We start from the raw sequence: 21,536 nt of genomic DNA, 5'->3' as shown, positions 1-21,536 counted from the left end.
TTTTTGATTATTATTTAGATTCAATTTTTAGAGGAGTTTTTGATTTTATCCAACCTGCTAAAGGTATTTGTTTATGACGACTACCAATCATATGATCCCAAACTCTTCTTTGTATAGCTTTTGGAGGAAAAACAACTAAATACCAATACATTTTATCTTTAATTTCTTTATATAAAACGTCTCCCTTTTCATTTGGCTTGATAAGAGCAACTACATTTTCTTTGTAATTATAGAATATCGAACTGTCTGATTTGATTCTGTAATTTATCATATCTGACAACGGATAATTTACAGCTATAGAATCTCTAGAGCCAAATAAAAATGTACTATCATTCGTTTTTATTGTACCAATATTTTTAAATTCTCTCATATTAAAACAGCCATCTTGTCCATACAAATAACATATTTGTTTTTCTAAAAATAAGCTCTCGTTTTTGTAAGAATAGGTTTCATCACACATAAAATAATTATCACAACATCCTCTTGATTGTAGCTCTATTTTCAAAATATTATTTTTATCTCTATAAACTCTCTTAATATCTCCTCCTTGAAAAAGTTTTCTCCTCTTATATTTCCCTTCTTTATTTAATACCCAGATAGCTGCATGTCCTCCTTCTCCATAATCTATAGTGCGAGGTTGTAAAACCATATCTATTATTTCATTCTTTTGAGTACTCAAAAGAATCATTCTACTTACTATAGAATGACCTGCATAAACATACCAAGAAGAATCTGCTTGTAATGTTCTGCTATAAAAGTGTCCTACCTGTCTTCCACTATCATATACTCCTGCATACTCAAGTTTTCTCAAAATTTGAAGTTTCTTATACAAAGGAACATGTGCTGTATCTGTTTCTATTTCAACTTTAGGAAAAATATCTTCAAAGGTCACTTGCCCAAAACCCTCAAATCCAATTCCCAAAAAAAGAACACAAAACAGAATCAATACTTTGATTTTCATAGTTGATTTTATAATTTATTGATTTGATTTTTAGCCGAAAACTAAAGTTTTCGGTACTTTGCTTCTCACTCTAAAGAGTAAGCTACATTTTATTCAATCCTTATTTCTACACGCCTATTTTTACTACGTCCGTTTTCTGTGGCGTTTGTTTTTACAGGACTTTTTTCGCCTTTTGGAGTAATTTTAATTTTAGATTTATCAATTCCTTTGCTTTCTAGAAAATTTTGAACGGATAAAAGTCTTTTTTGTGATAGAATTTCATTGTACTCATTACTTCCCTTTGAATCGGTATGTCCTGTGAGAATTATTTTTTGAGAATTATTTTTCTCTAGGTTTTGATTAAAAACAGCAATCAGATTTTCTAAAACTGTAATAGAATTTTGGTTTAATTCGTCGGAATCAAAATCAAAATATACATTATCTAGCTTTATTATTTCTGTTTTTTCTTCTTTACAATCGTTTATCTGCGTTTTTCCTAACTCAATTTTGGTGTATTTTTTTATTGATGGAATTTCTATTTTCTTAGTTTTAAAAAAGGTTTCTTGAAAAGTTTCTTGTTTGAATCCTTTTTCGGTTTCTATGATTTGTTTGTATGATTTTTTATTTTTTGGAGGATTAGAAACTAGCAAAACATACTCTCCTTTATTTCTTGCATTGGTAAAACTAACACTAATTTCTTTGTCATTTTCATCATACAAACTCACTTTTGCATCCATCGGATTTCCATCACAACCGACAATATTTCCTTCCAAAAGCAAAACTGGCGAAGGTTTTATTTCAGGCGAAGCATTGATTAAATCAGCATAAAAAATATCGCCTTCTCTCACAAAATAAGCAGCCTCTCCAGAAGCCGTCAAAACAAAACCATAATCATCTTTATCAGTATTGAAGGGTGCACCAATATTAAAAATCTCAATTGCATTTCCGTTTTCATCAAGCAGAGCCTTAAAAATATCAAGTCCACCAAAACCACCATAGCCATCAGAAGCAAAATAAATCGTTTTATTATCAGCAGCTAAAAAAACCGAACGCTCATTTTTTGGCGTAGAAATAGGCATTTCTGTACAAACAGACCATTTCCCAGTCGAATCTTTTTTACTCCAATACAAATCCATATCGCCATTATAGTTTGCTCCAGCAGTCACAATAAAAGTATTCATGTCAGAAGAAACACTCATGCCGTCGGTCGCATAACCTCCATATTTTGAAAATTCTCTTCTAAAAAACGTATTTATTCCTTGTCCTAATCCTCTCATATTTGTCCAAGAATTTCCCTTTGCTTTAGCTTGATAATAGGGTCCTCCTTCAGCAATCCAGTTTCTTCGCCACGACTGAAAAACCACTTGTTGTCCGTCTTGACTTACAAAAGGTTCATCTTCTCCAGAAGAACTATTTATGGCTTTTAGATTTTGGGCTGTTGTCCATTTTCCGTTTTCATCTTTTTTGGAAAAATAAATATCTCCATCAAAGCGAGGTTTGTTTTTATACATTCCAGACCTTATTGACCAACTTTGTCCACCTCTGATACTCATAAAAAATAAATATTTTCCGTCAGGTGTAACGGACAAATTTGTTTCTCTACTATCCGAATTAAGAACATCAATTGCTTCAATCTGAACAGAATCTGGGTGCTGCAAAATTGGTGGAAGTTCGGAATCTTGAGCAAAACCAAAGCTAACTTTGAAAATCAAAATTAGTAGAAGGAAAGATAATAGAGACGTTTTATTTATTTTCATTTATGAATAGATTGAGATAGTTTTTGCTAAAAGAACGCCAACAAGCTTATAATATTTTGTAGTTATTTTTATAGCAATCCTACAAAGCTACTTTTCCAGAATATGCAAATATTCCGTAGTTTCATTAGGTTTGTATTTTTAAGGGCTAGAGGTACAACTCATTAGAAATAAATAAAAACAGTAATATGAATGTCAAAGATATAGAAAAAGCAATCGAAGAATCTTCTTTTGCTATACATAAAGATTACATTAAAGCTTTAATAATTCCTTCCATTGAAATAAGTAGAAGTAACTCTAAAATCAAAATAGGTAGTAGTAAATTAGGAGGGATTCCAGATATTCCACCTAGCTTTGAGTGTCCTCAACATGAGTATGGATATTATCGTTTTGTAGCACAATTTAATCTAAAAGACATTTCTCCACCTTTCTCTCAACTTCCAAAGGAAGGAGTTTTGAGTGTTTTTATTGCAGATGATGATGAAGGAGAAAACTTTTGGGGAGATGATGGGTATGCTAAAGTTTATTTTTTTGATAATGAAAGTGATTTGAAGCCCTCTAAAAATCAATATTTTTCAAATCAACCTTGTATGTCAATAAGTTTAAAAAATTCTGTAGATATTCCTTTCAGAAATAAATTACTTAAAGAAAACCCTTTAAGTCAGAGCCAGTTAGATGAGCTGAGTTATGATATAATGGAAAAACTAGACAAAAAATTAGATTATATGTTTGGTTATCCCTTTTATTCGTCGTTAGCCTATGACCCTAGACCAAGTGAAAATTGGATTTCTCTACTTACACTTTCTTCTATTGATGAATTAGATTGGTGTTGGCATGATGGAGATTTTCTTATGCTATTTATTGAAAAAGAAAAGCTAAAACAAAAAGACTTTTCTTATATAAAATCCGATGCAGGATAGTCAAATCTACTTTTCCAAAATGTGCAAATGCTCCATTTTCACATTGGCTTTATTTTATCTATTGATATCTTTATTAGCTTTGAAACATTTTTTTTCTTTTGGTTCAAAAAACGATAATTTGCTTTGTACTGACAAGTATTATAGAATAGCTTTAAATAGAAAATAAATTTTTATTAAAAAAATAAGCAACTATCTTTAAATTATCGTGTCTATACAACAAAGAAACTTTAATTCTGAAGCACAAAATTAAATCACACACATTGAAAAAACATGAAAAATACAATCTTTCTATTATTTATCGGAATTATGATTGCCTCTTGTAATCAAAAAACAAATTCAACAAAAGAATCAACAGAAAAAAATACACTTACAGTAGATTCACTAACAAATGAGTTGAGTGAAATTTATCAAAGAGGGTATATCAATGGGTTTTCTGTAGCTATAGTAAATCAGAATCAAACACTTTATCAGAACGGTTTCGGATATGCTGATATTGAAGATAAAAAAGAATATACTGAAAATACGATTCAAAATATTGCCTCTATTTCTAAAATTTCTATTGCAGTTGCACTTCTCAAAGCCAAAGAAATGGGATTATTAGAACTGGATGATGCAATCAATAAACACTTACCTTTTGAGGTTGTTAATCCTTATTTTCCTAATGAAGAAATTACAATTAGACAGTTGGCTACACATACATCATCCATTGTTGATTCGGATTTCTACTGGGGAAAAGTTTATGTATTAAAAGATAAATTAAGTGATGAGCAAGCCAAAAATAAAGAGTTTGTAGATTTTTTTAATACTCCAGATAGCTACCTTTCATTGTCAGAGTTTCTTGAAAAAATGTTGCACAAAGATTCAGAGTGGTTTAAAAAAGAAACTTTTGCAAACAGAAAACCTGGAGAATTTAACGAGTATAGTAATATAGGAGCTGCTTTATGTGCTTTAGTTATAGAATCTGCTGCTAAGACTCCTTTTAATGAATTTACTGAAAAACATATTTTTACACCTTTAGAAATGAATTCTACAGGATGGTTTTTTGATGAGGTTGATTTGGATAAATTCTCTAAACTCTACCTTGATAAAACAGAGCTTCCTCATTATATCGGACTCACTTATCCAGATGGACATCTCATAACTTCAAGTAGTGATTTATCTAAATTATTAAACGAACTCATAAAAGGATATTCTGGTAATGGAACTTTACTCAATAAAGATAGTTACTCAGAGCTATTTAAATCGCAATTAGAAAAAAAGCATTTTGAAGAAGGAGATGATGATAATGTGGGAATATTTATTGAAAAACTTATTACACGAAATGTCATTGGTCATAGTGGAGAAGATCCAGGTGTTTTTACTTTAATGTTTTTTGACCCAGAAAAAAAAATTGGACGAATATTAATTAAGAACACAGGAAGTGAGAGTGATGAAGCACATAAAGCATTTTGGGATGTTTGGAATACACTTGAAAAATATCAAGATAGATTGGAATAAAAATTTGCAAGAAAAAAAACAATTCAATATTGCTCTATACAGAAACCTACTAAAAAAACAGAAAAACATGAAAAACTGCCTAACATTACTTTTGCTTTTAGTTTCTCTAACTACCTTCGGACAAAACTTAGATGAGTGTGGAAATGATGATAACCCAAAACTCTCACAAGCAGAATCTGAATTTCTCAATAGTTATTTTGATGATAAAATGTTTGACTTTACTGGCAAAAAAGTGATTTTTGTAACGCAGGAAAGAGCTCAAAGTATCGAAACAAAATCTAATTATTTTGATCAGGTAAAACAGTACAATAAACAGGATTCAAAAGTTATGAATTGGGTTGTAACATTGAATGAACAAGAAAAAATTGACTCTGGAGGATATGATATAATAATATGTTATTGGGTAAAACTTCTAACTAAAGGAAGAAAACGAAGAATTATAAAAAAGGTAGGCAAGAATCAATAAAAAAAAGAGATATCATTTCCTCAAAATATGCAAATACTCTATTGTTGCGTTGGCTTTGTGTTCTCTATTTTGGTCTTTATCAGCTTTGAAACGTTGGTATTCTGTTTTTTCTAACGAGTATGAACCGTATTTGCTCATTATTCTTTTTATTGTTTCTAAGTTCATCAAGCCTTCGTTGTTGTAGCTTAAAAAGATAAAGTCAAAATCTGCATTTTTGATTAATTCTTCAAAAGCAGTTTCTACTTCATTTTTTTGGCAATATTTCGAACGCTCATACTCTCTTAAACCTGTTTTTCCCTTTGGCTCAAAATTATCATAAAGTGCAATCGTATTCAAAAGATGATAGTTTGCACCATATTGACGAGCATTATAAGGTGGGTCTAAATAAAGAATATCTCCTTTTATTTTTTTTATCAATTCGTTTGCATCTTCTCTAAAAATTTTATTTTCTTGGTGTTCAGTCTTTGGAAAATGTGCAGGAGAAAGAACTAGATTTTTTTGAGCTGATTTTTTGAGTTGCTTTAAGAATGCACCATAAACAGAAGCCGTATTGGCTACTTTATCAGCACTTTCTAACAAAGAAGCTAAGAGAAAATAGTATTCTGAATCTGTAACCTTAGTGTTGTGGAGCTGGTGGGAGTTGAACCCACGTCCAGTTTTCCATTCTTCTATTTTCTGTCTGATTACATCAATTTTTTTTCCATTATCATCACTAAAATAAAGGCGTTCGCTTCCACTTCCTTGGCAGTAGTTTTTATAAATAAAACCATTCTCTTCACTTTTTATAGATAGATTATTTAATTCTTCAATCAAAAAGACTATTCTTTCATTTGAAATGGCTTCTATGTTTCCAATATAATTTTTCAATAAAACATAACTATACGGTTCTAAATCATTTGCAATAATCTGATGTAGAGAGGGTTTTAATTTTCTGCTTATGATTCCTGTTCCTGCGAAAAGTTCTGCAAAAGTAGTTTGAGAAAGAGGTTTTGAAGGGTTTGATTTTGTATAAGTTTTGGTAATAGTTTCTATTATCCAATCTGAAAGACGAAGTTTTGAGCCGATGTAATTCATTCTTGAGATAAGAAAAACCAAGTAATTTATCTACTTGGTTTTTTGTTTTTTTGTTTTTTTTGTTTTAATCTTCTTTGAGTAACCATTCTAATGCTGTTTCTGTGTCATTCGAAGTTGCACCTTCTACATGAGGATTAACTACTTCCATTTTTTGTAACACACTACTAGAAGTAAATTTACCAAAAACATCATTAGGTAAAATATAAGCATATCGTTTGTAACCTGCTGCTATTGCTCTAGGCATCCAATCTTCAAAGAGCCATTTTTGGTCTTCTGGAGCTGCTGATTTTGTATTTACGGCATCAAACAAAACACGCCCTGTACCTGTTTCTTCTATTGCTGTGATAATAGAATTAGAGGCTTCTCTAAATATTTTGCTCGGACAAAACCCTTTCCAGTCTGTGTGTATATATCCTTTTTCAGGAATATAATATACTTGACAATACGAATTATCATAAAAATATTGCATGATTTTTTAGTTTGAAGTGGTTAATAGTTATTCAAAATGAGGATATACATATTTATCAAAGATTTTCTGGATTTGTTTGCGTTGTTTGGAAAACAAAATACCACCCAAAAATTCTCCAAATAACGTATCATCAATCAAATGTTGATAATCTTCTCTGACATTTATATCGTAGTAAGAAGATGAAGGTTGTGCTTTAGGAAGCCAAGCCGAATGAAGCGTCGTATTAGCAACCCAATCTGGGTGATGAAGTTTACAAATAGCTCCTTTTTTTAAGTTCATAGCATCAAAAACCCAAAGTTCTGTTCGGTAAGTAGGCTCTGTTTTGTCGTCTATTTGTTGTGGATTTGTAACCACACAAGTCATATATCCCTCTCTACTTTCAAAGTCAGTTCCTTCTTTTTGTACAAATTGCATTGCTCTATAAGATATTCCTTTTGGAAATTGATAATAATCTTCAAATTCCATAGTTTCTGTATTCATTCTACTAATTACAAAAGGAACACCTCTTTCTGTATATTTTCTGATTTCTTCAAGAGGCACTTGTCGATGTGGATAGTCTTTATAAAGACGATAAATAAATTCGGTCAAAAAATCCTTGTCCAAACCAAATGACTGCCAATAAATATCTTTTATTTTTGATACCGTTCTGTTGGCATCAATCATATTTTTGTAGGTAAAAAGCGCAATTCCCCAAGTATGTGAACCTACATTTTGTGGGTCATCTATATTTCCTTTTTTGGTAACAATATTTTGTTCGATGACGCTACCTGTTTTGGCATCTATTTTATATTTACCAATTCTACTAATATCCAAAATACCCGTTGGAGGAATACCAGAAATTTTCTCATCAATTACTTTTTTTGTAAACTCATTAATATCATAAATACGAATCCACTCTGCCAAACAAGCCGTAGCATTATGAGCTGCATGAATTGTAATTTCATTATTTGGGTTTTCATAATCTGCTGTAATATGAATAGTTTCGAAAGGCAAATCAATAGGCAGTTTTTTTATTACAATTGTATCTGTATCTTCTCTCATATCAGATCTTTTTACCAAATAAGTATCCGTAGAAGCTAACATTGGAGCAGTCAGAATTTTTCTAAAAAACTTATCTATTTTTGGATTATGAGGAAAAGGATTATTAAACATAATATCCAACGTAAGTTTGAAACCTGCATCTATCAGAATTACGTAATCTTTTGTTACAGCAAACTGGTGCATACATTGCTGAATAACTAACGGTTTTTGTGTGGTATTGTCTATCAACGTCCACTTTTTCCATTCTCCTGTACCTTTCCAACTCATCAAATATGTAGTATCTACGACGGTTGTTTCTTTTTTGATATGCTCCTCTATTCTTTCTTCTAATTGATGAATCAAGTTTTTCCACCACTTAGATTTTATACTTACATGTTCTTCTACATTTTCAAAAAAATCATTGAGGTTTTGTACAAGTTTGTGCTTGTGTGTCAAGTCATGTTGTACCTCTTCTTCACTCTTATCTTCTAAATTATCTATATATTTCTCAAGACTTTTTTCTAGATTTTTAGGGTCGCCCTTCAAAAGTTCTAACCACTTGATTTGGCTAACCATTGTCTTGATAGACTTAACAAAGTTTACCGAAATAAGCTCTTGTTTATTAGGGTCAAAAAAAGGATGCGCCGTACTTTGAACGACTGGAAATGGATAGACTAAAAAAGGAGGCGTACTTGTTATCCATTCAGAATTTGCTCCAATAGGAGTTTTGATATCCATTGTTGTGGTATCAAACTCATACGGACGACCTGCATCATAGTTAGCTAAAATTCTTGGGTTTTCATCTCTTTCAAATTGAAAAGGCGTAACATTTGTACAAAGTTCATTTCTTACCCCTAGAGTAAAAGACATACGTGTCAGTCCAAGGTTTCTAAAACCATACATTTTGAATAATGAATTCTTCTTCTTTTTGTCTTCTAAATAATAACGAGTGGCGTGATCGGCATAATAAGAAGGAGGCTTCAAAAGACGAGAAGAGAGTTTTATATTATCCTCTTGATTAAAATCTAATTTATAAATCATTCCATCTCCTCCCAAAAGTGGACTACCCAATTCTCTATTATATGTCCCATCTGGATTAGTTTTAGGAAAGGGTATTCCACCAGAATTTACTGTTCCAACTGAAGAGTTGATATAAACTACTCCAGTCATATCTTTGGGTAAAGCACCTTCTAATAGCTTAAGTTCTAGGTCTAGTTCTTCTCTACTTGCTGCTGTGAAATAAGATAAATCCATAAAGTAATATGTAAAAGTTGAGTAAGTTTATTTAAAGAGTAGATATATCAAAAGCCCTATATTAATCAATAAAGTTATAAAAATAACGATTTGAAACGTACTAATCTTTTCTATTTTTGACTTTTGTAGAGTTAGCTCTTCTGATATCTGCTCTTTTATTGGAGTAATAGCTTCATTTTGAGCTGTTTGTAGCGAAACAAGTTGATTTTTCTGCTGTAAAGAAATTTCTTCTTCTAATTTTTTCTGATTTTGAGTATAGCTTTCACTTTGTAGTTCAAACTTGTTTACCAATTCTTCTTTTATTTCTTTAAATTCTTTGCTTTGATTGTCATAAATAAACTTCAATGCCTTTTTTTGGTAATCTGAAAAAGTATCAAACTGACTTTTTTGGTTTTCTTGTAAATTTTCTTGTGCTTCTTTTAAAGATTCAGATTGATTGTGAATTTCTTGCTCTTGATTTTCTAGGTTTGCTCCAATGGTATCAAACTGCATTTGAAACTCACTCAATCTATCCAAAACAGCCTTAAACTGACTATATGTTTTTTCTAGCTTTTCGAAAAGTGAGTTAGCTTGAATGTGTAAGGTTTGATTTTCCTGTTGAATAATATCCACTTTAGAAACTAGCATTTTTTCTAACTCTTCATCACGTTCTTTTGTATGAGAAGCAAAGTCAGACAAATTATTTCTAATTCCTTCCGTCGAACGTTCATAAAAAGCTGTGGTCTGTTTGTCTAAATTTTCTAATTGAGTCGCTAAAGTATGCGAAGTGAGCGAATAAAAATCTTCATTTTTCTGTGTGAGGGCAGCTAACCTATTTTGTATTCTTTCCGTCGTTTCTAAATAAAACTTTTCGTGGTTCGCATGTAGATTATCTGTCTTTTGGACAAGCAAATCTTGTGTTTGCTCATAAAATGCCTTGTTTTGAGATTTTACTTCTTTTAAGTGTGCTTCTATCGAACTACCTTGATTGTCTAAATCTTCTTTTGTTTTTTTGATTTGACTTTCAGCTTGTTCTATTTTTTGGTTTGTTGCTTGAAGTGCCGAAACCGAATCTGTATTTTGCTTTGAAATAGAGATTATTTTTTGGTCAAGCAGGTTTTCATAACTTTCTAATTGTTGTCGCAGTTTTTCGAAAAGCTCTAAGTTTTGTCTGTAATTTTCCTCCGTTTTTTCAGCTTTTGCATACACTTCCGTCAAAGAATTTAGAGTTTTACTTTGATTTTGGAGCTGGGAAATGGTGTTTTGTAGATTTTCTAAATGCGACATCTCTAAAGTGATGAATGGTAAATTATAAATGATGAATGCAAAATACTAATTCATTTACAATTTATCACTTATATTTTACAATTTTCTTAAAACCAGTTTTTTCGTTTAAAATAATAAATAATTCCTAAAGTAGTGATTAGCATTACGCCTAACAAAATAAAATATCCATTTTCTGTTTGAAGCTCGGGAATATTCTTAAAGTTCATTCCATAAATACCTGCCAAAAAAGTAAGAGGAATAAAAATTACTGAAAAGATGGTAAGTGTCTTCATTACTTCATTAAGGCGATGCCCTTGAATGCTAAAGACAAGATTTAAACTGCTTTCAAGAGTTTGTAACTCAAAATCAATATCTGTGATAAGGTCACCAGTTTGTTCTTTTAGTTCAGAGAAATAACTTGATTTTATATCCTTGTGTTTTACTTTTTCCAAACGAAGTAGCATCGTGCGAAGGCTGTTTGCAGATTTTTTGAGATTTAATAAATTCCTTCTTTGTTTTTCAATTTGATTTGTAAATTCTGGCGTTGGTTTTATTTTCGTTGTGTCCATCAAATCGGTAAAAGAATCAACATAACTCTGATGAATAGCATAATAATTATCAATAAGCGATTCAATCAAAAAAAACAACAGATAATCAGCTTTTTTCTTTCTAATAATACCTTTGTTTTCTCTAATACGCTCTCTGATCCAACCAAAATAATCTCCCTTCTGCTCTTGTATGCTCCACACAAAATCTGGCGAAACGATAAAAAACATCTGTTCGGAATCTAACTCTTCTTTATCTGTTTTCAAAACTCTAATCGAAACAAAAAGTAAATGCTCAAGCTCAATTACTTTATTGGATTGCTCGTCATCTTTGATTAATTTTAATAAAAAATCATCTAATTTATTTTGATTAATTACAGCTTTTAATTGGTCTTCATACTCCATTCCATACGTATTTATCCAACGTATGAAACCATCTTTTTGAGTTACGACAATATCCTCTAGTTTATCATAACTACTTGTTTGATAGCCAGTTTCATTGTACTGAATAAGCGTTGTATTTTCTAAAAATGTTTTTGGCATATTGTTTTTTAAAATATATGATTGTCAAAGGCAAGTCTTTAACCTACATTGAAAATTCTAACTTCTGAAATCTGACTGCTGACTTTATTCTACCCTTGATAGATTTTCAAAAACTGCTCTTTTCTATCTCTAGCTAAACTTGCCTTAAAACCGTCGTCCATTATGATGTAATTTCCTGTTCGGATATACTGACTGATTTTGTTTAGATTGACAATATACGAACGATGAGAACGAAAAAAACAAGGATTGATTAAATTCTCTTCAAAATATTTGATTTTTTTGGTAATCAAAACACGCTTTTTGTCGGAAAAAATAATTTCTGTATAAGAGCCTTCTGCAATCAAATACATAATATCATCAGCTTCTACAAACATAAGTCCGTCTGCCATCGGAAGAGCAAAACGAGTGATATATTCTCCCTTGAGATTTTCTCGTAGCGTTTCCATTTTCTGATTATTTTCTACATTTCCTGTTAATTGTAGGCGACTTTCTACCTTTTCGACAGCTTTTTTCAAGAGTTCTACTTGAATAGGTTTGAGAAGATAATCTACTGCCGAAACCTCAAAGGCACGAATGGCATACTCTTGATAGGCTGTTACAAAAATAAGGGCAAAATCTATATTGGTAATAAACTTTAAGAGTTCAAAGCCAGAATATTCGGGCATTTCGATATCCGAAAAAACAATATCAGGGTTTGTCTTGTGAATGAGCTGTACAGCATCAGGTACATTTTCAGCTTCTCCAACAATATTTATTTGAGGGCAATGTTCTGTCAAGAGAGTTTTCAAAACTCTTCTTGCACGGAGTTCGTCGTCTATAATTATGGCTTTCATTTTAATCAGTTATCAGTTAGCAGTTACCAGTTCAAGGCAATACACATTTACGTTTTTTGTAATCAATAATTATTCATTGGAATCAGAATTATAATTTCTGTTCCTTTTGCATTTCCTTGGTTGTCTTGCAAATCATTTATTTCTACTTCAATAGTTGCATTCGAAACAGACTGACTTTTCAAGAGTTCCAAACGCTCTTGTGTCGCCTGTGTAGCAAAAGAAGTGTGTGTAGAGTTGTGCGTTTTGCGCTTACGTTCATTTATTTCGGCTGATTTTTGTCTTCCTACTCCGTTGTCTGTAATTTTTAGTTGTAAAAACTGCTCATCTGATTTTTCTATTTTATCAAAATCTAAAGTCAATTTCTTTTCTCCTTGTTTGTGTAAAAGTCCGTGTTTGAAAGCATTTTCCAAGTAAGGCTGAATCAAGAGTGGTGGAATTTCAATTTCATCTAATTCATCTTCATCAATATTGGAATCAAAATTGATTTCATAGCTAAATTCTTCTCCCAAACGCAGACCTTCTAATTCTATATAAGACTTGATTAAAGGCAATTCTTTTTCTAAGCTAATTTTTGATTTAGAAGAAGAATCCAAAAATCCACGCATCAGTATAGCAAACTTTCCCAAATAATGTTGTGCATTTTCTTTTTCCGAAAGCATAATAAAATCTTGAATAGAATTGAGGGCATTAAAGATAAAATGAGGGTTCATTTGTGAGCGTAGAGCTTTTAGTTCACTAATCTGTTTGGCTCTTTCTCTTTGTTCTGCCTCTAGTTGTAACTTCAAACGACGACGATTTACATACCAGCCACCAGCAAAAATAAAACTTAGTGGTGCAAGAAATGAAAGTGCTAAAATGGTTCGTTGTTTTTGTAAGGTTTCAATTTCTAGTTTTTCTATTTCCTTTTCTTGCTCTAGCTCTTTTATTTTTTGTTCTTTTTTTTCGGTTTCGTATTCGGTTTGGAGTTCAGAGGTCTTAGTAAGTATTTCTGTTGCATCTATTGAATCACTTAGAGAAATAAACTTCTCCATGAAAGTAGTTACTTTATTAGGCTGCTCTAAATAAGAATAAATGATAGGCATAAGTTGATAAAGCTGCACCAAAATAGCATCATTTTTTGTTTGTGTATTTTTAGATAATTTAATTCCTCTAAGTGCAATATCTTTTGCTTCAATGTATTTATGCAAACCTATTAATAGTTTGGCATGTACATACTCTGATTCCATACTATATGTTGGGTCTTTTAAGTGACTTGGGATTTTTACAGACTGAATTATATATTCTATTCCTTTTTCATAATTTTTTACTGAATAGTTATAACTAGCTAACGTAACATAAATATGATGCAAACCTACACTTGACTCTATATCATTAGCTATTTTTAGTGCTTTTTTTGCATACCAACTAGCAGAGTCTAACTTACCAATATTTTTGTATGATTTAGAAATATTGAGTTGTACTTGCATTACAAATTCTGGTGAAGAGTGTTGAGAAGCAAGTTCTAATGATTTTTGTAAGTACTCAAAACCTTTTTTATATTTTTTTAGTGTTTGATAAGCTATACCTATATTAGCGTAAGAACTGACTAATTCTTTTGGTAAACTAAGATTTTCTATAATATTTGTTGATTCTAAATAATAATAAAGTCCACTATCATATCTATTATTCATCCAATGGCTTACTCCTATATTGTGTAAATCTTGTGAAATAGCTACAGAGTCACCTGTTTGTTGATGTAGTTTAATTGACCTATCTGCCCAATACACGGCACTATCGTGTTTTTGAGCAAGTAAAGAATATGTAATTACTAAACTAGAAGCTGCTGCTGCTCTAACTCTTTTATTTGTAGAAGATTTAGCTATTCTCCATGTTCTGTGAGCTGTTTTTTTTGCCTCTTGAGGAGCTGTGTAAAATTGAAGAAAGAATACTTTTTTCAAGATTTTTACTTTTTCTTCTTCTTCTTTAGTTTCTGATAAAGCAAGTAACGAATCTATAGTAGCATTTTGGGAAAATCCGAAAGAAAAGTAAGAAAAGAAGAAGAAGAGTAGTAGTAATTTTCTAAAAATCATAAAATAATAATTGTAGTAGTTTGATTTTTTTTTAGTAGTTATACAAATATACGACTTACAAGAATTTATAGATACAAAAAATACCACCGTTTATGAAGTCAAACCTACCGTTCGTGAAAAACACATCATAATTCAAGAATAAACAGCTTAGTTTTGGAGTATCAATTCAATAAAAACCTATTTATTTTAACTCTTAAATTTAATTTTATGAAAGCATTATTTTTGACATTATCTCTTGCAGCATCAGTTTCTTTGATGAGTTTTGTTGCGCCTACAAACAACAACGTAAATACGGACACAGAAATCTCTGCGCCAAAAGCATCTTTCAAAATCAAGAATGATACAGGAAGTAAACTAAGTATCTACACAGGTTCGGGTTATGTAACACTCAACAATGGAAGTTCTACAAGTGTAAGCTGCAACACAGGAAAGAAAGTTTATACAGCTTCTAAAGGAACAAAAGACGATTTTCTTTTCAAAATAGAAAGCAGTATGTGTGGAAAAACTGTAAACCTTTCTGATTATATGTAATCCTAAGTATTTTTTCAGTCTTACAATTAACCCTAATAATTATTTCTCAAACCAATCTAAAATGCGTTTTTAGGTTGGTTTTTTTTGTTCCTAAACCCTAAGGGTCTCCAAGACCCTTAGGGTTTTACTTTATCAAAATACAAAACCTTACCATTCGTGGAATAAAACCTACCATTCATAAACACTAACATGGTACTTCCATCATAATCCCCTAGTTTTGAAACATAATCAAACAACAAACTACGTGTAGCCACAGAAACAAAGCTACTTTTTAGTAGCAAAATCAAATTAACAATCACATTTTTTTTATTTAAAAATCATTATTCATTTTAATTAAGTCAAAAATTATGAAATATTTAGTATCATCAATCATTACCATTTTAGCAATTACTCTTTTTGCTTTTAAAGGTACAGACGAAGGTGTGAAAAGTCAGAGTGAGCATATGAAATCCTTGAAAGAAGGCAAGTATATCACTTATGAAGTAGAAGAAAGTAACGGACACACTTCACTCTATAATATTACAGAAGAGTATCCTTTAGAAGTTACTTCAATAGAACCAGAGAAAAACTTCCCCAACAAACATTTTTATCTAAAAATAAAGCTAGGACGCTCAATCAATGAAGTTCCTAAAGCTCACTTACCAGACCATTTTGCTTTTCCTATTTCATATCCAGTAAGGTATTATGAAGGAAATGCAAAAATGCAAAAGGAAATTGGTTATACTCCTCGCAAATTCAGTAGAAATAAGCTCAAATCATCAGGAACGTACACGTATATTGTTTTAGATGGGGTAATTTATAGTGTTACTTACTTAGATGAGCTAGATGAAATTAAGGTTTGGCATATTTTTGTACACGAAGACTTTGCGAAAAAAGAAGAAAAAACTGAAGATAGTAGCAAAAAAAAGAAGAAAATGTCTTTAAAAGAGCGTATGAAAGCTCTGAAAAATTCATTGGGTGATGCTGGTGCTAGTAAGTTACATGAAATGAAAGCCTATGATAAAGTAAAAGAATACTACAAAGCTGCTTACAAGAAACAGCAAGAAGTTATTCCTGTTTGGGAAAAATCAGCAGAAGGACAAAAGTATAAAGCCATAGTAGAAGGAAAAGGAGCTAAAATGGATGCTGTCATTAATCAGCAAAATTCAATGCTAATAAAAAACTCTACTGGTAGAGATATATACATTTATAGAAGTGATAGCAACGAAGGTTCAGTTATGGGAGCAGGAGTTACACTCAATTTTCCTTGTGGAGTAGAACTATATTACGACTTTACAGGCAAACGCTTCTACTACCCTAATAAAGTTATAAGAATATCACGAGCAGGAGTATATGACAAATGTGCTGACAAAATGGGTGGAAAAGCCTACGAAGTCAAATAATAAAACTAAAATATATTCAAGACAACTCGCACACGTAGTAGTAGTAGCGATATATAAAAATCCCTCTGATTTTTGGAGGGATTTTTTAGAAAAATTAATTCAATTTCAATTCAAATTTATTTAAAATTATGAACAAAAAAAGAATTTACCTATCAGTTTTATTTTTCTTGTTTTTCTCTTATGCACAAGCAGCTATTATTTATGTAGATAATGACTCACAAGGAAATAATAACGGACAGACTTGGGCAAATGCTTATCACAGCTTGAGTACAGCTCTATCAAATGCTAATTCTGGAGATATTATTCGTATGGATCAAGGTATTTATACAGCTCCCTCTGGAGGTTTCATATTAAAAGATGGTGTAAAAATATATGGAGGTTATAATGTACGATATAACAATGGAACTATAATTCCTAAGTGGCTCATTAATGCTACACGATTTTTTGGTAGTCCACCTGCAACTACAATTATTGAAGGAAACCCTGTATTCTTAGCTAATCAAAATCTGAGTAATCAGACTATTATTGATGGTTTAATTTTAAAAAGTAACAACTCTACCCAGTATTCTAATCCAATTATTGGATTAATAAGCACTACTCCAATCACATTTGCATTACATATCAATAACTGTACGTTTAAGAGTATATCAAATACATCTCCATTTTCACGAGGAATTTCAAACGGTGGTTCTACTTTCACAGGGTCTTTCAGTCCAGTAATCAATGGCTGTAATTTTGAAACAATGACAGGAATAAAGATAGAATTTGGTATGAATTCTTCATTAGATATCAAAGTAGATAATACCAATTTCAAGAATACAGGATCAAATTCATCAGGAAATGTAGCCTTGCAATTTGATGGCAGCACAATGGACATTTTGTCTAGACCAAAAATTAGTGTAAACAACTCCCTCCTTAGTAATTTTTACGGATTAAAATTAGCACTGAAAAATGTAGCATCATCAACTGGTATAATTAGTGATGTTAAAATTACTAATTCTATTTTTTCTAGTTTATCATCTAACTATCTCATTCGTCCTTTTGAGATAGGTTCGCTTTGTAATGTGTATGTAGATAATAGCACTCTTTATAATCCTAGCAGTATAATAATGACTTTTGGAAATGACCTTGTTGCTGCAAATTTTAATAACAGTATAATCGTCAATGGAGGAGGAACTGTATTTGGTATAGCTAGTTCTAAAGGTTATTATAGATTTAATAATTGTTTGTTTAATGGTACTACTTGTCCTACATCTATATTTGGAACAAATTTTACAGGAACAGTGAATTGTACTAATTCTATCTTCAATCAAAACCCTCAATTCATAAGTACAGACCCAAATAATGCAGACTATCTAAAACCCTCTGCAACATCACCAGCTCGTAACGCAGGTAATAATCTTTTTGCTACTGGAAAAGGATATGGAGGAAATGATAGAATACTAGAAGGAACAGTAGATATTGGAGCTTATGAGTTTTGTCCTAGTGGAACATCTTGTATAAATACTTCTCCGACTGGAGGTGGAGGACATACAAGTAGAAAAATAGCTACCCAAAACCTAGAAAACAGTACAGAAAATTTACTTGTTTATCCAAACCCAGTAAAAGATATAATAAAAATCAAAACTACTGATAAAGTTATTTCTATTGAACTCTTGAGTGTACAAGGACAGCTAATAAATTCTACTAAAGATTCTAAAGAATTGAATACACAGAATATAGCTAAAGGAATGTATCTTTTAAAGGTAACTACTGATAAAGGAATACAAACTAAGCGTATTGTAAAAGAATAGTTTTTCATTAATATCTCCCTACTTTTCAAAAAATAGGGAGATAATTAAAAAACACAAGTGGTAGAAGTGTTTGTATTTCTCACTCAGGAGGAACAGAACCCATTAGTGGTTATGGTTCAGCAACATTTTCTTGTGATAAAGACATCTATTATGGTGTAGATAATGGCTCTGGATGTAGAAGTTCAAAAAGTCGCTTGATTGTAGGTGTCGATCAAAAATGTGGAGGAACTGTAACTACTCAATAACCTCCATTCTATCAAAGATAACTCGCACACGTAGTAGATATATAAAAATTAATTCAATTTCAATTCAAATTTATTTAAAATCATGAACCAAAAAAGAATTTACTTATCAATTTTATTTTTCTTGTTTTTCTCTTATTCACAAGCAGCTATTATTTATGTGGATAACGACTCGCAAGGCTCAAATGATGGACAAACTTGGAAAAATGCTTATCACAATCTTGGTACAGCTCTCAGAAATGCTCGTTATGGTGATATAATTCGTGTAGACCAAGGTAATTATATAGCTCCTACTGGAGGATTTACTTTAATAAATGGTGTAAAGATATACGGAGGATACAATGTACGTTATATTCCTAACACTAATATACTTGTAGCTGAATGGCTTATTAATGCAACACGTTTCTTCGGAAACTTAGATACAGTAATTGAAGGAAACCCTGCGTTTTCGTCTAATCAAAACTTAGATAAGCAAACCCTATTAGATGGTTTGAAAGTAATTAATATCAGTAATGTAGCGATTGGCTTAGGAAGTAACGTTTCAATTTTCGAAATGAAAATCAATAATTGTAGTTTTTTCAAAGATAATGGGTTTACAAGTCATTTTATGAGATTAAGCAATTATCAAGGTAGTTTCTCTCCTGAAATAACTAATTCGTATTTTGCTACTAGCTTCGGAATATACGTAAGGTTTACAGGAAACTCAACTGTACTTACCCAAATTAGCAATTCTGAATTTGAAGGTTTTACAGCTATAAAAATGGAAAATACATTTGCAGTAACTAGCAGTAGTATTAATATAAAAGTTCAAAACTCAAGATTTTTGAATAGTGTTGGTTTAGATTTAAATTTCCTTTTAGTAAATAATAATGTTCGGCTTAACATTGAAAACTCTATATTTGATGGCTCTTCAGATCCTGCTTTTTCATCAGGAATAATCAACAGAAGTGTTGTAGATGTAAATGTTTACAACTCTACTTTTTACAACACAAAATCTTATGTGAATAACCAAATGAACATGAGTTCATCTTATTTTTATAACTGTATTTTTTGGGGTGGAGGACAAGTCTTTAGTATAAATGTAGGAAGCACTAGTCTGGATAACTGTCTAATAGATAAAAATGATTGTAATTTCTTACTTACACATACTTCAAGTATTGCAAACTGTTCTAATAATATATACAACCAAAATCCTCAATTCATTAGTACCAATCCAACATCTCCAGATTATTTAAAACTTTCTGCTACTTCACCAGCTCGTAATGCAGGAAATAATGCTTATGCAACTGGCAAAGGATATGGAGGAAATGATAGAGTATTAGAAGGAACAGTAGATATTGGAGCGTATGAGTTTTGTCCAAGTGGAACATCTTGCATAAATAATTCTCCAACTGGAGGTGGTTATACGTCAAGAAAAATAACAACCAATAACATGAAAGATATAACTAATGACTTGCTAGTTTATCCAAATCCAGTAAAAGATGTGGTCAAAATCAAATCTTCTGACAAAATTCTTTCTATTGAAGTTTTGAATGTACAAGGACAAACTATTAGCTCTACTAAAAACTCTAATTCGATACAGTTGAAAAATGTAGCTAAAGGAATGTATCTCTTAAAAATAACAACCGATAAAGGAATACAAACCAAACGTATAATTAAAGAGTAATAAGTTGATAAATTTCAAGAGTTATTCAACCCTTTCTGACTTTCGGAAAGGGTTTTTTCTATCTAAAAATAGAATTTCTTTTTGTGTCAGAGTCCGTCTTTTTATTAAAAATTCGAATCCCTAACAAAACTTCATTTGTTGTTCCTAATGAATTAAAATTATTCTCATTGCTTTTTATGAAACTAGAAAACTCATACGAATACGCAATATCTAACCAAGAAGTAATACGAGTTCCCAAAAAAGTCTGAATAGCTCTTTTATGACGGTAATTTACGGCTGTCCAAATCAAATTAGTATAAGAAAGTTTGGTGTTCAAATTCCAATTTATATCTGTTATCTTGTTTATGTTCATTACTAATGAAGGCGATAATATTAAACTTTCACTTAGATTTATATTTGCACCTGTTGAAACATTATAATAGCGTTCCAAATTATTAGCTTCTGTATCAGAGCTTCCTATGTTTATGTTATTTTCAAATAATTGATAGACACCAAAGCCACCAAAAAAACGATCGTTACGTAACCAAATACCGATATTTGCATCTGGAATGGTGCTTTGTTGATTGTTCTGAATGGCATTATCATTTGGATTGAATAAAGTAGCCTTTGAAGCATCAAAACCAATTGTTCTGAGTCCGAAACTAGCTCCAAAAGACATTCGCAACCTTGTTTTTGCATCCCATTCATCACGTTGCGAAAGTGTAAGGTGATAAGCATAACGAGCATAAATACCTGTTTCAGACCATAATCCTGCCCCATTATAATAGGCTTCTACTCCTGTCGCATGATAAGCTGCTGACAAAACCTCCATTTTGTTTTGAGAAAGTGGACTTTGTGCCAAAAATGAAAAACTAGTTGGTGCGCCCTCTATTCCAGACCATTGTCTTCGATAATTCATTTTTATATCTAAAGCATTATCAGCACCAAGCGCAGCTGCATTAACAGTTGCCCAATTCCAAAGGTAATTTCCAGAGTAGAGTGAGTTTTGCGCCCTAAGAGAAAAAAAATTTAGAAGAGCAAAAGAGAATAAAAAAAGTGAGCGAATTATCATAATTTTATGATGTGCAAAGTGAGAATAAAGAGCAACCTCTTCTTTAAAGTAAAAGTTGGGCTAAAAGCTAATATTAATTAAACTTACAAGAGTTTTTTTAGTTGAAAATACAAAAATAAAGCCTAAATTAGTGTTAATTAAGTTTGAATAATAACTGTTTTTGCTTTCTAGTTTGTCCAAACAAAATAGAAAGCTAGTCAAAACGTTTGTTATTTGAAGCCTAAAAGAATCTTGTTTGTTAG

At 31.3% G+C, this 21,536-nt stretch carries 17 protein-coding genes; 7 read left to right on the top strand and 10 right to left on the bottom strand.

The window, feature by feature from the left end; all coding sequences use genetic code 11:
* Positions 1 to 10: 10 nt before the first annotated feature.
* Positions 11 to 961 (bottom strand): hypothetical protein, encoded by a 951-nt coding sequence (locus tag WAF17_RS15920; protein WP_338761651.1) that lies wholly within the window; start codon positions 959 to 961, stop codon positions 11 to 13.
* Between the two features lie 89 nt (positions 962 to 1,050).
* The gene (locus WAF17_RS15915; RefSeq protein ID WP_338761648.1) at positions 1,051 to 2,697 is read right to left on the bottom strand and encodes an OmpA family protein; all 1,647 of its coding nucleotides are present in this window, start codon (positions 2,695 to 2,697) and stop codon (positions 1,051 to 1,053) included.
* 185 nt (positions 2,698 to 2,882) lie between these two features.
* Here WAF17_RS15915 and WAF17_RS15910 point away from each other — a divergent pair, with 185 nt between their 5' ends.
* The 3 genes from WAF17_RS15910 (at position 2,883) to WAF17_RS15900 (ending at position 5,577) form a co-directional block, all read left to right on the top strand.
* Positions 2,883 to 3,614, top strand: a complete 732-nt coding sequence (locus tag WAF17_RS15910; RefSeq protein WP_338761646.1) for a YwqG family protein — start codon at positions 2,883 to 2,885, stop codon at positions 3,612 to 3,614.
* Between the two features lie 270 nt (positions 3,615 to 3,884).
* Positions 3,885 to 5,111, top strand: a complete 1,227-nt coding sequence (locus tag WAF17_RS15905) for a serine hydrolase domain-containing protein (RefSeq protein ID WP_338761643.1) — start codon at positions 3,885 to 3,887, stop codon at positions 5,109 to 5,111.
* 67 nt (positions 5,112 to 5,178) lie between these two features.
* Entirely contained in the window at positions 5,179 to 5,577 is a 399-nt protein-coding gene (locus tag WAF17_RS15900; protein WP_338761640.1) for a hypothetical protein, read from the top strand.
* A 12-nt stretch (positions 5,578 to 5,589) separates the two neighbouring features.
* On the opposite strand, the gene WAF17_RS15895 is transcribed toward WAF17_RS15900, so the two are convergent.
* From WAF17_RS15895 to WAF17_RS15865, 7 genes are all read right to left on the bottom strand, one after another.
* Positions 5,590 to 6,651: a DNA adenine methylase gene (locus tag WAF17_RS15895; protein ID WP_338761638.1), complete on the bottom strand. Its 1,062-nt coding sequence runs from the start codon at positions 6,649 to 6,651 to the stop codon at positions 5,590 to 5,592.
* Positions 6,652 to 6,715: 64 nt separating this feature from the next.
* Complete coding sequence (locus WAF17_RS15890) at positions 6,716 to 7,120, bottom strand: hypothetical protein (RefSeq protein ID WP_338761636.1); 405 nt, start codon at positions 7,118 to 7,120, stop codon at positions 6,716 to 6,718.
* A gap of 27 nt (positions 7,121 to 7,147) precedes the next feature.
* A complete protein-coding gene (locus tag WAF17_RS15885; protein WP_338761633.1) occupies positions 7,148 to 9,394 on the bottom strand; it encodes a carotenoid oxygenase family protein in 2,247 nt (748 codons plus the stop codon).
* A 27-nt stretch (positions 9,395 to 9,421) separates the two neighbouring features.
* Positions 9,422 to 10,660: a hypothetical protein gene (locus tag WAF17_RS15880; protein ID WP_338761630.1), complete on the bottom strand. Its 1,239-nt coding sequence runs from the start codon at positions 10,658 to 10,660 to the stop codon at positions 9,422 to 9,424.
* An 86-nt stretch (positions 10,661 to 10,746) separates the two neighbouring features.
* On the bottom strand, positions 10,747 to 11,727 hold the full coding sequence (locus WAF17_RS15875) for a magnesium and cobalt transport protein CorA (protein WP_338761627.1): 981 nt from the start codon (positions 11,725 to 11,727) through the stop codon (positions 10,747 to 10,749).
* An 89-nt stretch (positions 11,728 to 11,816) separates the two neighbouring features.
* The gene (locus WAF17_RS15870) at positions 11,817 to 12,560 is read right to left on the bottom strand and encodes a LytTR family DNA-binding domain-containing protein (RefSeq protein WP_338761624.1); all 744 of its coding nucleotides are present in this window, start codon (positions 12,558 to 12,560) and stop codon (positions 11,817 to 11,819) included.
* 62 nt (positions 12,561 to 12,622) lie between these two features.
* Positions 12,623 to 14,629 (bottom strand): histidine kinase, encoded by a 2,007-nt coding sequence (locus tag WAF17_RS15865; RefSeq protein ID WP_338761622.1) that lies wholly within the window; start codon positions 14,627 to 14,629, stop codon positions 12,623 to 12,625.
* Positions 14,630 to 14,836: 207 nt separating this feature from the next.
* On the opposite strand from WAF17_RS15865, the gene WAF17_RS15860 reads away from it, so the two are divergent.
* From WAF17_RS15860 to WAF17_RS15845, 4 genes are all read left to right on the top strand, one after another.
* Positions 14,837 to 15,160, top strand: coding sequence for a hypothetical protein (locus WAF17_RS15860; protein ID WP_338761619.1), 324 nt, complete (start codon positions 14,837 to 14,839; stop codon positions 15,158 to 15,160).
* A 347-nt stretch (positions 15,161 to 15,507) separates the two neighbouring features.
* On the top strand, positions 15,508 to 16,542 hold the full coding sequence (locus WAF17_RS15855) for a hypothetical protein (protein ID WP_338761616.1): 1,035 nt from the start codon (positions 15,508 to 15,510) through the stop codon (positions 16,540 to 16,542).
* Between the two features lie 128 nt (positions 16,543 to 16,670).
* Positions 16,671 to 18,335, top strand: a complete 1,665-nt coding sequence (locus tag WAF17_RS15850) for a T9SS type A sorting domain-containing protein (protein WP_338761613.1) — start codon at positions 16,671 to 16,673, stop codon at positions 18,333 to 18,335.
* 327 nt (positions 18,336 to 18,662) lie between these two features.
* Entirely contained in the window at positions 18,663 to 20,243 is a 1,581-nt protein-coding gene (locus WAF17_RS15845; protein ID WP_338761611.1) for a T9SS type A sorting domain-containing protein, read from the top strand.
* A 58-nt stretch (positions 20,244 to 20,301) separates the two neighbouring features.
* On the opposite strand, the gene WAF17_RS15840 is transcribed toward WAF17_RS15845, so the two are convergent.
* Positions 20,302 to 21,294: a PorP/SprF family type IX secretion system membrane protein gene (locus WAF17_RS15840; protein WP_338761609.1), complete on the bottom strand. Its 993-nt coding sequence runs from the start codon at positions 21,292 to 21,294 to the stop codon at positions 20,302 to 20,304.
* Between the last annotated feature and the right edge of the window lie 242 nt (positions 21,295 to 21,536).

It is taken from the genome of Bernardetia sp. ABR2-2B, assembly GCF_037126435.1.
GTDB lineage: Bacteria > Bacteroidota > Bacteroidia > Cytophagales > Bernardetiaceae > Bernardetia.
Note: the sequence above shows the minus strand (reverse complement) of the source record. Positions and strands in the feature narration are given on the sequence as shown.

Bases quoted from the DNA above. Each gene is read 5' to 3' on its own strand.
- WAF17_RS15920 (WP_338761651.1), bottom strand. From the start codon at position 961: ATGAAAATCAAAGTATTGATTCTGTTTTGTGTTCTTTTTTTGGGAATT.
- WAF17_RS15915 (WP_338761648.1), bottom strand. From the start codon at position 2,697: ATGAAAATAAATAAAACGTCTCTATTATCTTTCCTTCTACTAATTTTG.
- WAF17_RS15910 (WP_338761646.1), top strand. From the start codon at position 2,883: ATGAATGTCAAAGATATAGAAAAAGCAATCGAAGAATCTTCTTTTGCT.
- WAF17_RS15905 (WP_338761643.1), top strand. From the start codon at position 3,885: ATGAAAAATACAATCTTTCTATTATTTATCGGAATTATGATTGCCTCT.
- WAF17_RS15900 (WP_338761640.1), top strand. From the start codon at position 5,179: ATGAAAAACTGCCTAACATTACTTTTGCTTTTAGTTTCTCTAACTACC.
- WAF17_RS15895 (WP_338761638.1), bottom strand. From the start codon at position 6,651: ATGAATTACATCGGCTCAAAACTTCGTCTTTCAGATTGGATAATAGAA.
- WAF17_RS15890 (WP_338761636.1), bottom strand. From the start codon at position 7,120: ATGCAATATTTTTATGATAATTCGTATTGTCAAGTATATTATATTCCT.
- WAF17_RS15885 (WP_338761633.1), bottom strand. From the start codon at position 9,394: ATGGATTTATCTTATTTCACAGCAGCAAGTAGAGAAGAACTAGACCTA.
- WAF17_RS15880 (WP_338761630.1), bottom strand. From the start codon at position 10,660: ATGTCGCATTTAGAAAATCTACAAAACACCATTTCCCAGCTCCAAAAT.
- WAF17_RS15875 (WP_338761627.1), bottom strand. From the start codon at position 11,727: ATGCCAAAAACATTTTTAGAAAATACAACGCTTATTCAGTACAATGAA.
- WAF17_RS15870 (WP_338761624.1), bottom strand. From the start codon at position 12,560: ATGAAAGCCATAATTATAGACGACGAACTCCGTGCAAGAAGAGTTTTG.
- WAF17_RS15865 (WP_338761622.1), bottom strand. From the start codon at position 14,629: ATGATTTTTAGAAAATTACTACTACTCTTCTTCTTCTTTTCTTACTTT.
- WAF17_RS15860 (WP_338761619.1), top strand. From the start codon at position 14,837: ATGAAAGCATTATTTTTGACATTATCTCTTGCAGCATCAGTTTCTTTG.
- WAF17_RS15855 (WP_338761616.1), top strand. From the start codon at position 15,508: ATGAAATATTTAGTATCATCAATCATTACCATTTTAGCAATTACTCTT.
- WAF17_RS15850 (WP_338761613.1), top strand. From the start codon at position 16,671: ATGAACAAAAAAAGAATTTACCTATCAGTTTTATTTTTCTTGTTTTTC.
- WAF17_RS15845 (WP_338761611.1), top strand. From the start codon at position 18,663: ATGAACCAAAAAAGAATTTACTTATCAATTTTATTTTTCTTGTTTTTC.
- WAF17_RS15840 (WP_338761609.1), bottom strand. From the start codon at position 21,294: ATGATAATTCGCTCACTTTTTTTATTCTCTTTTGCTCTTCTAAATTTT.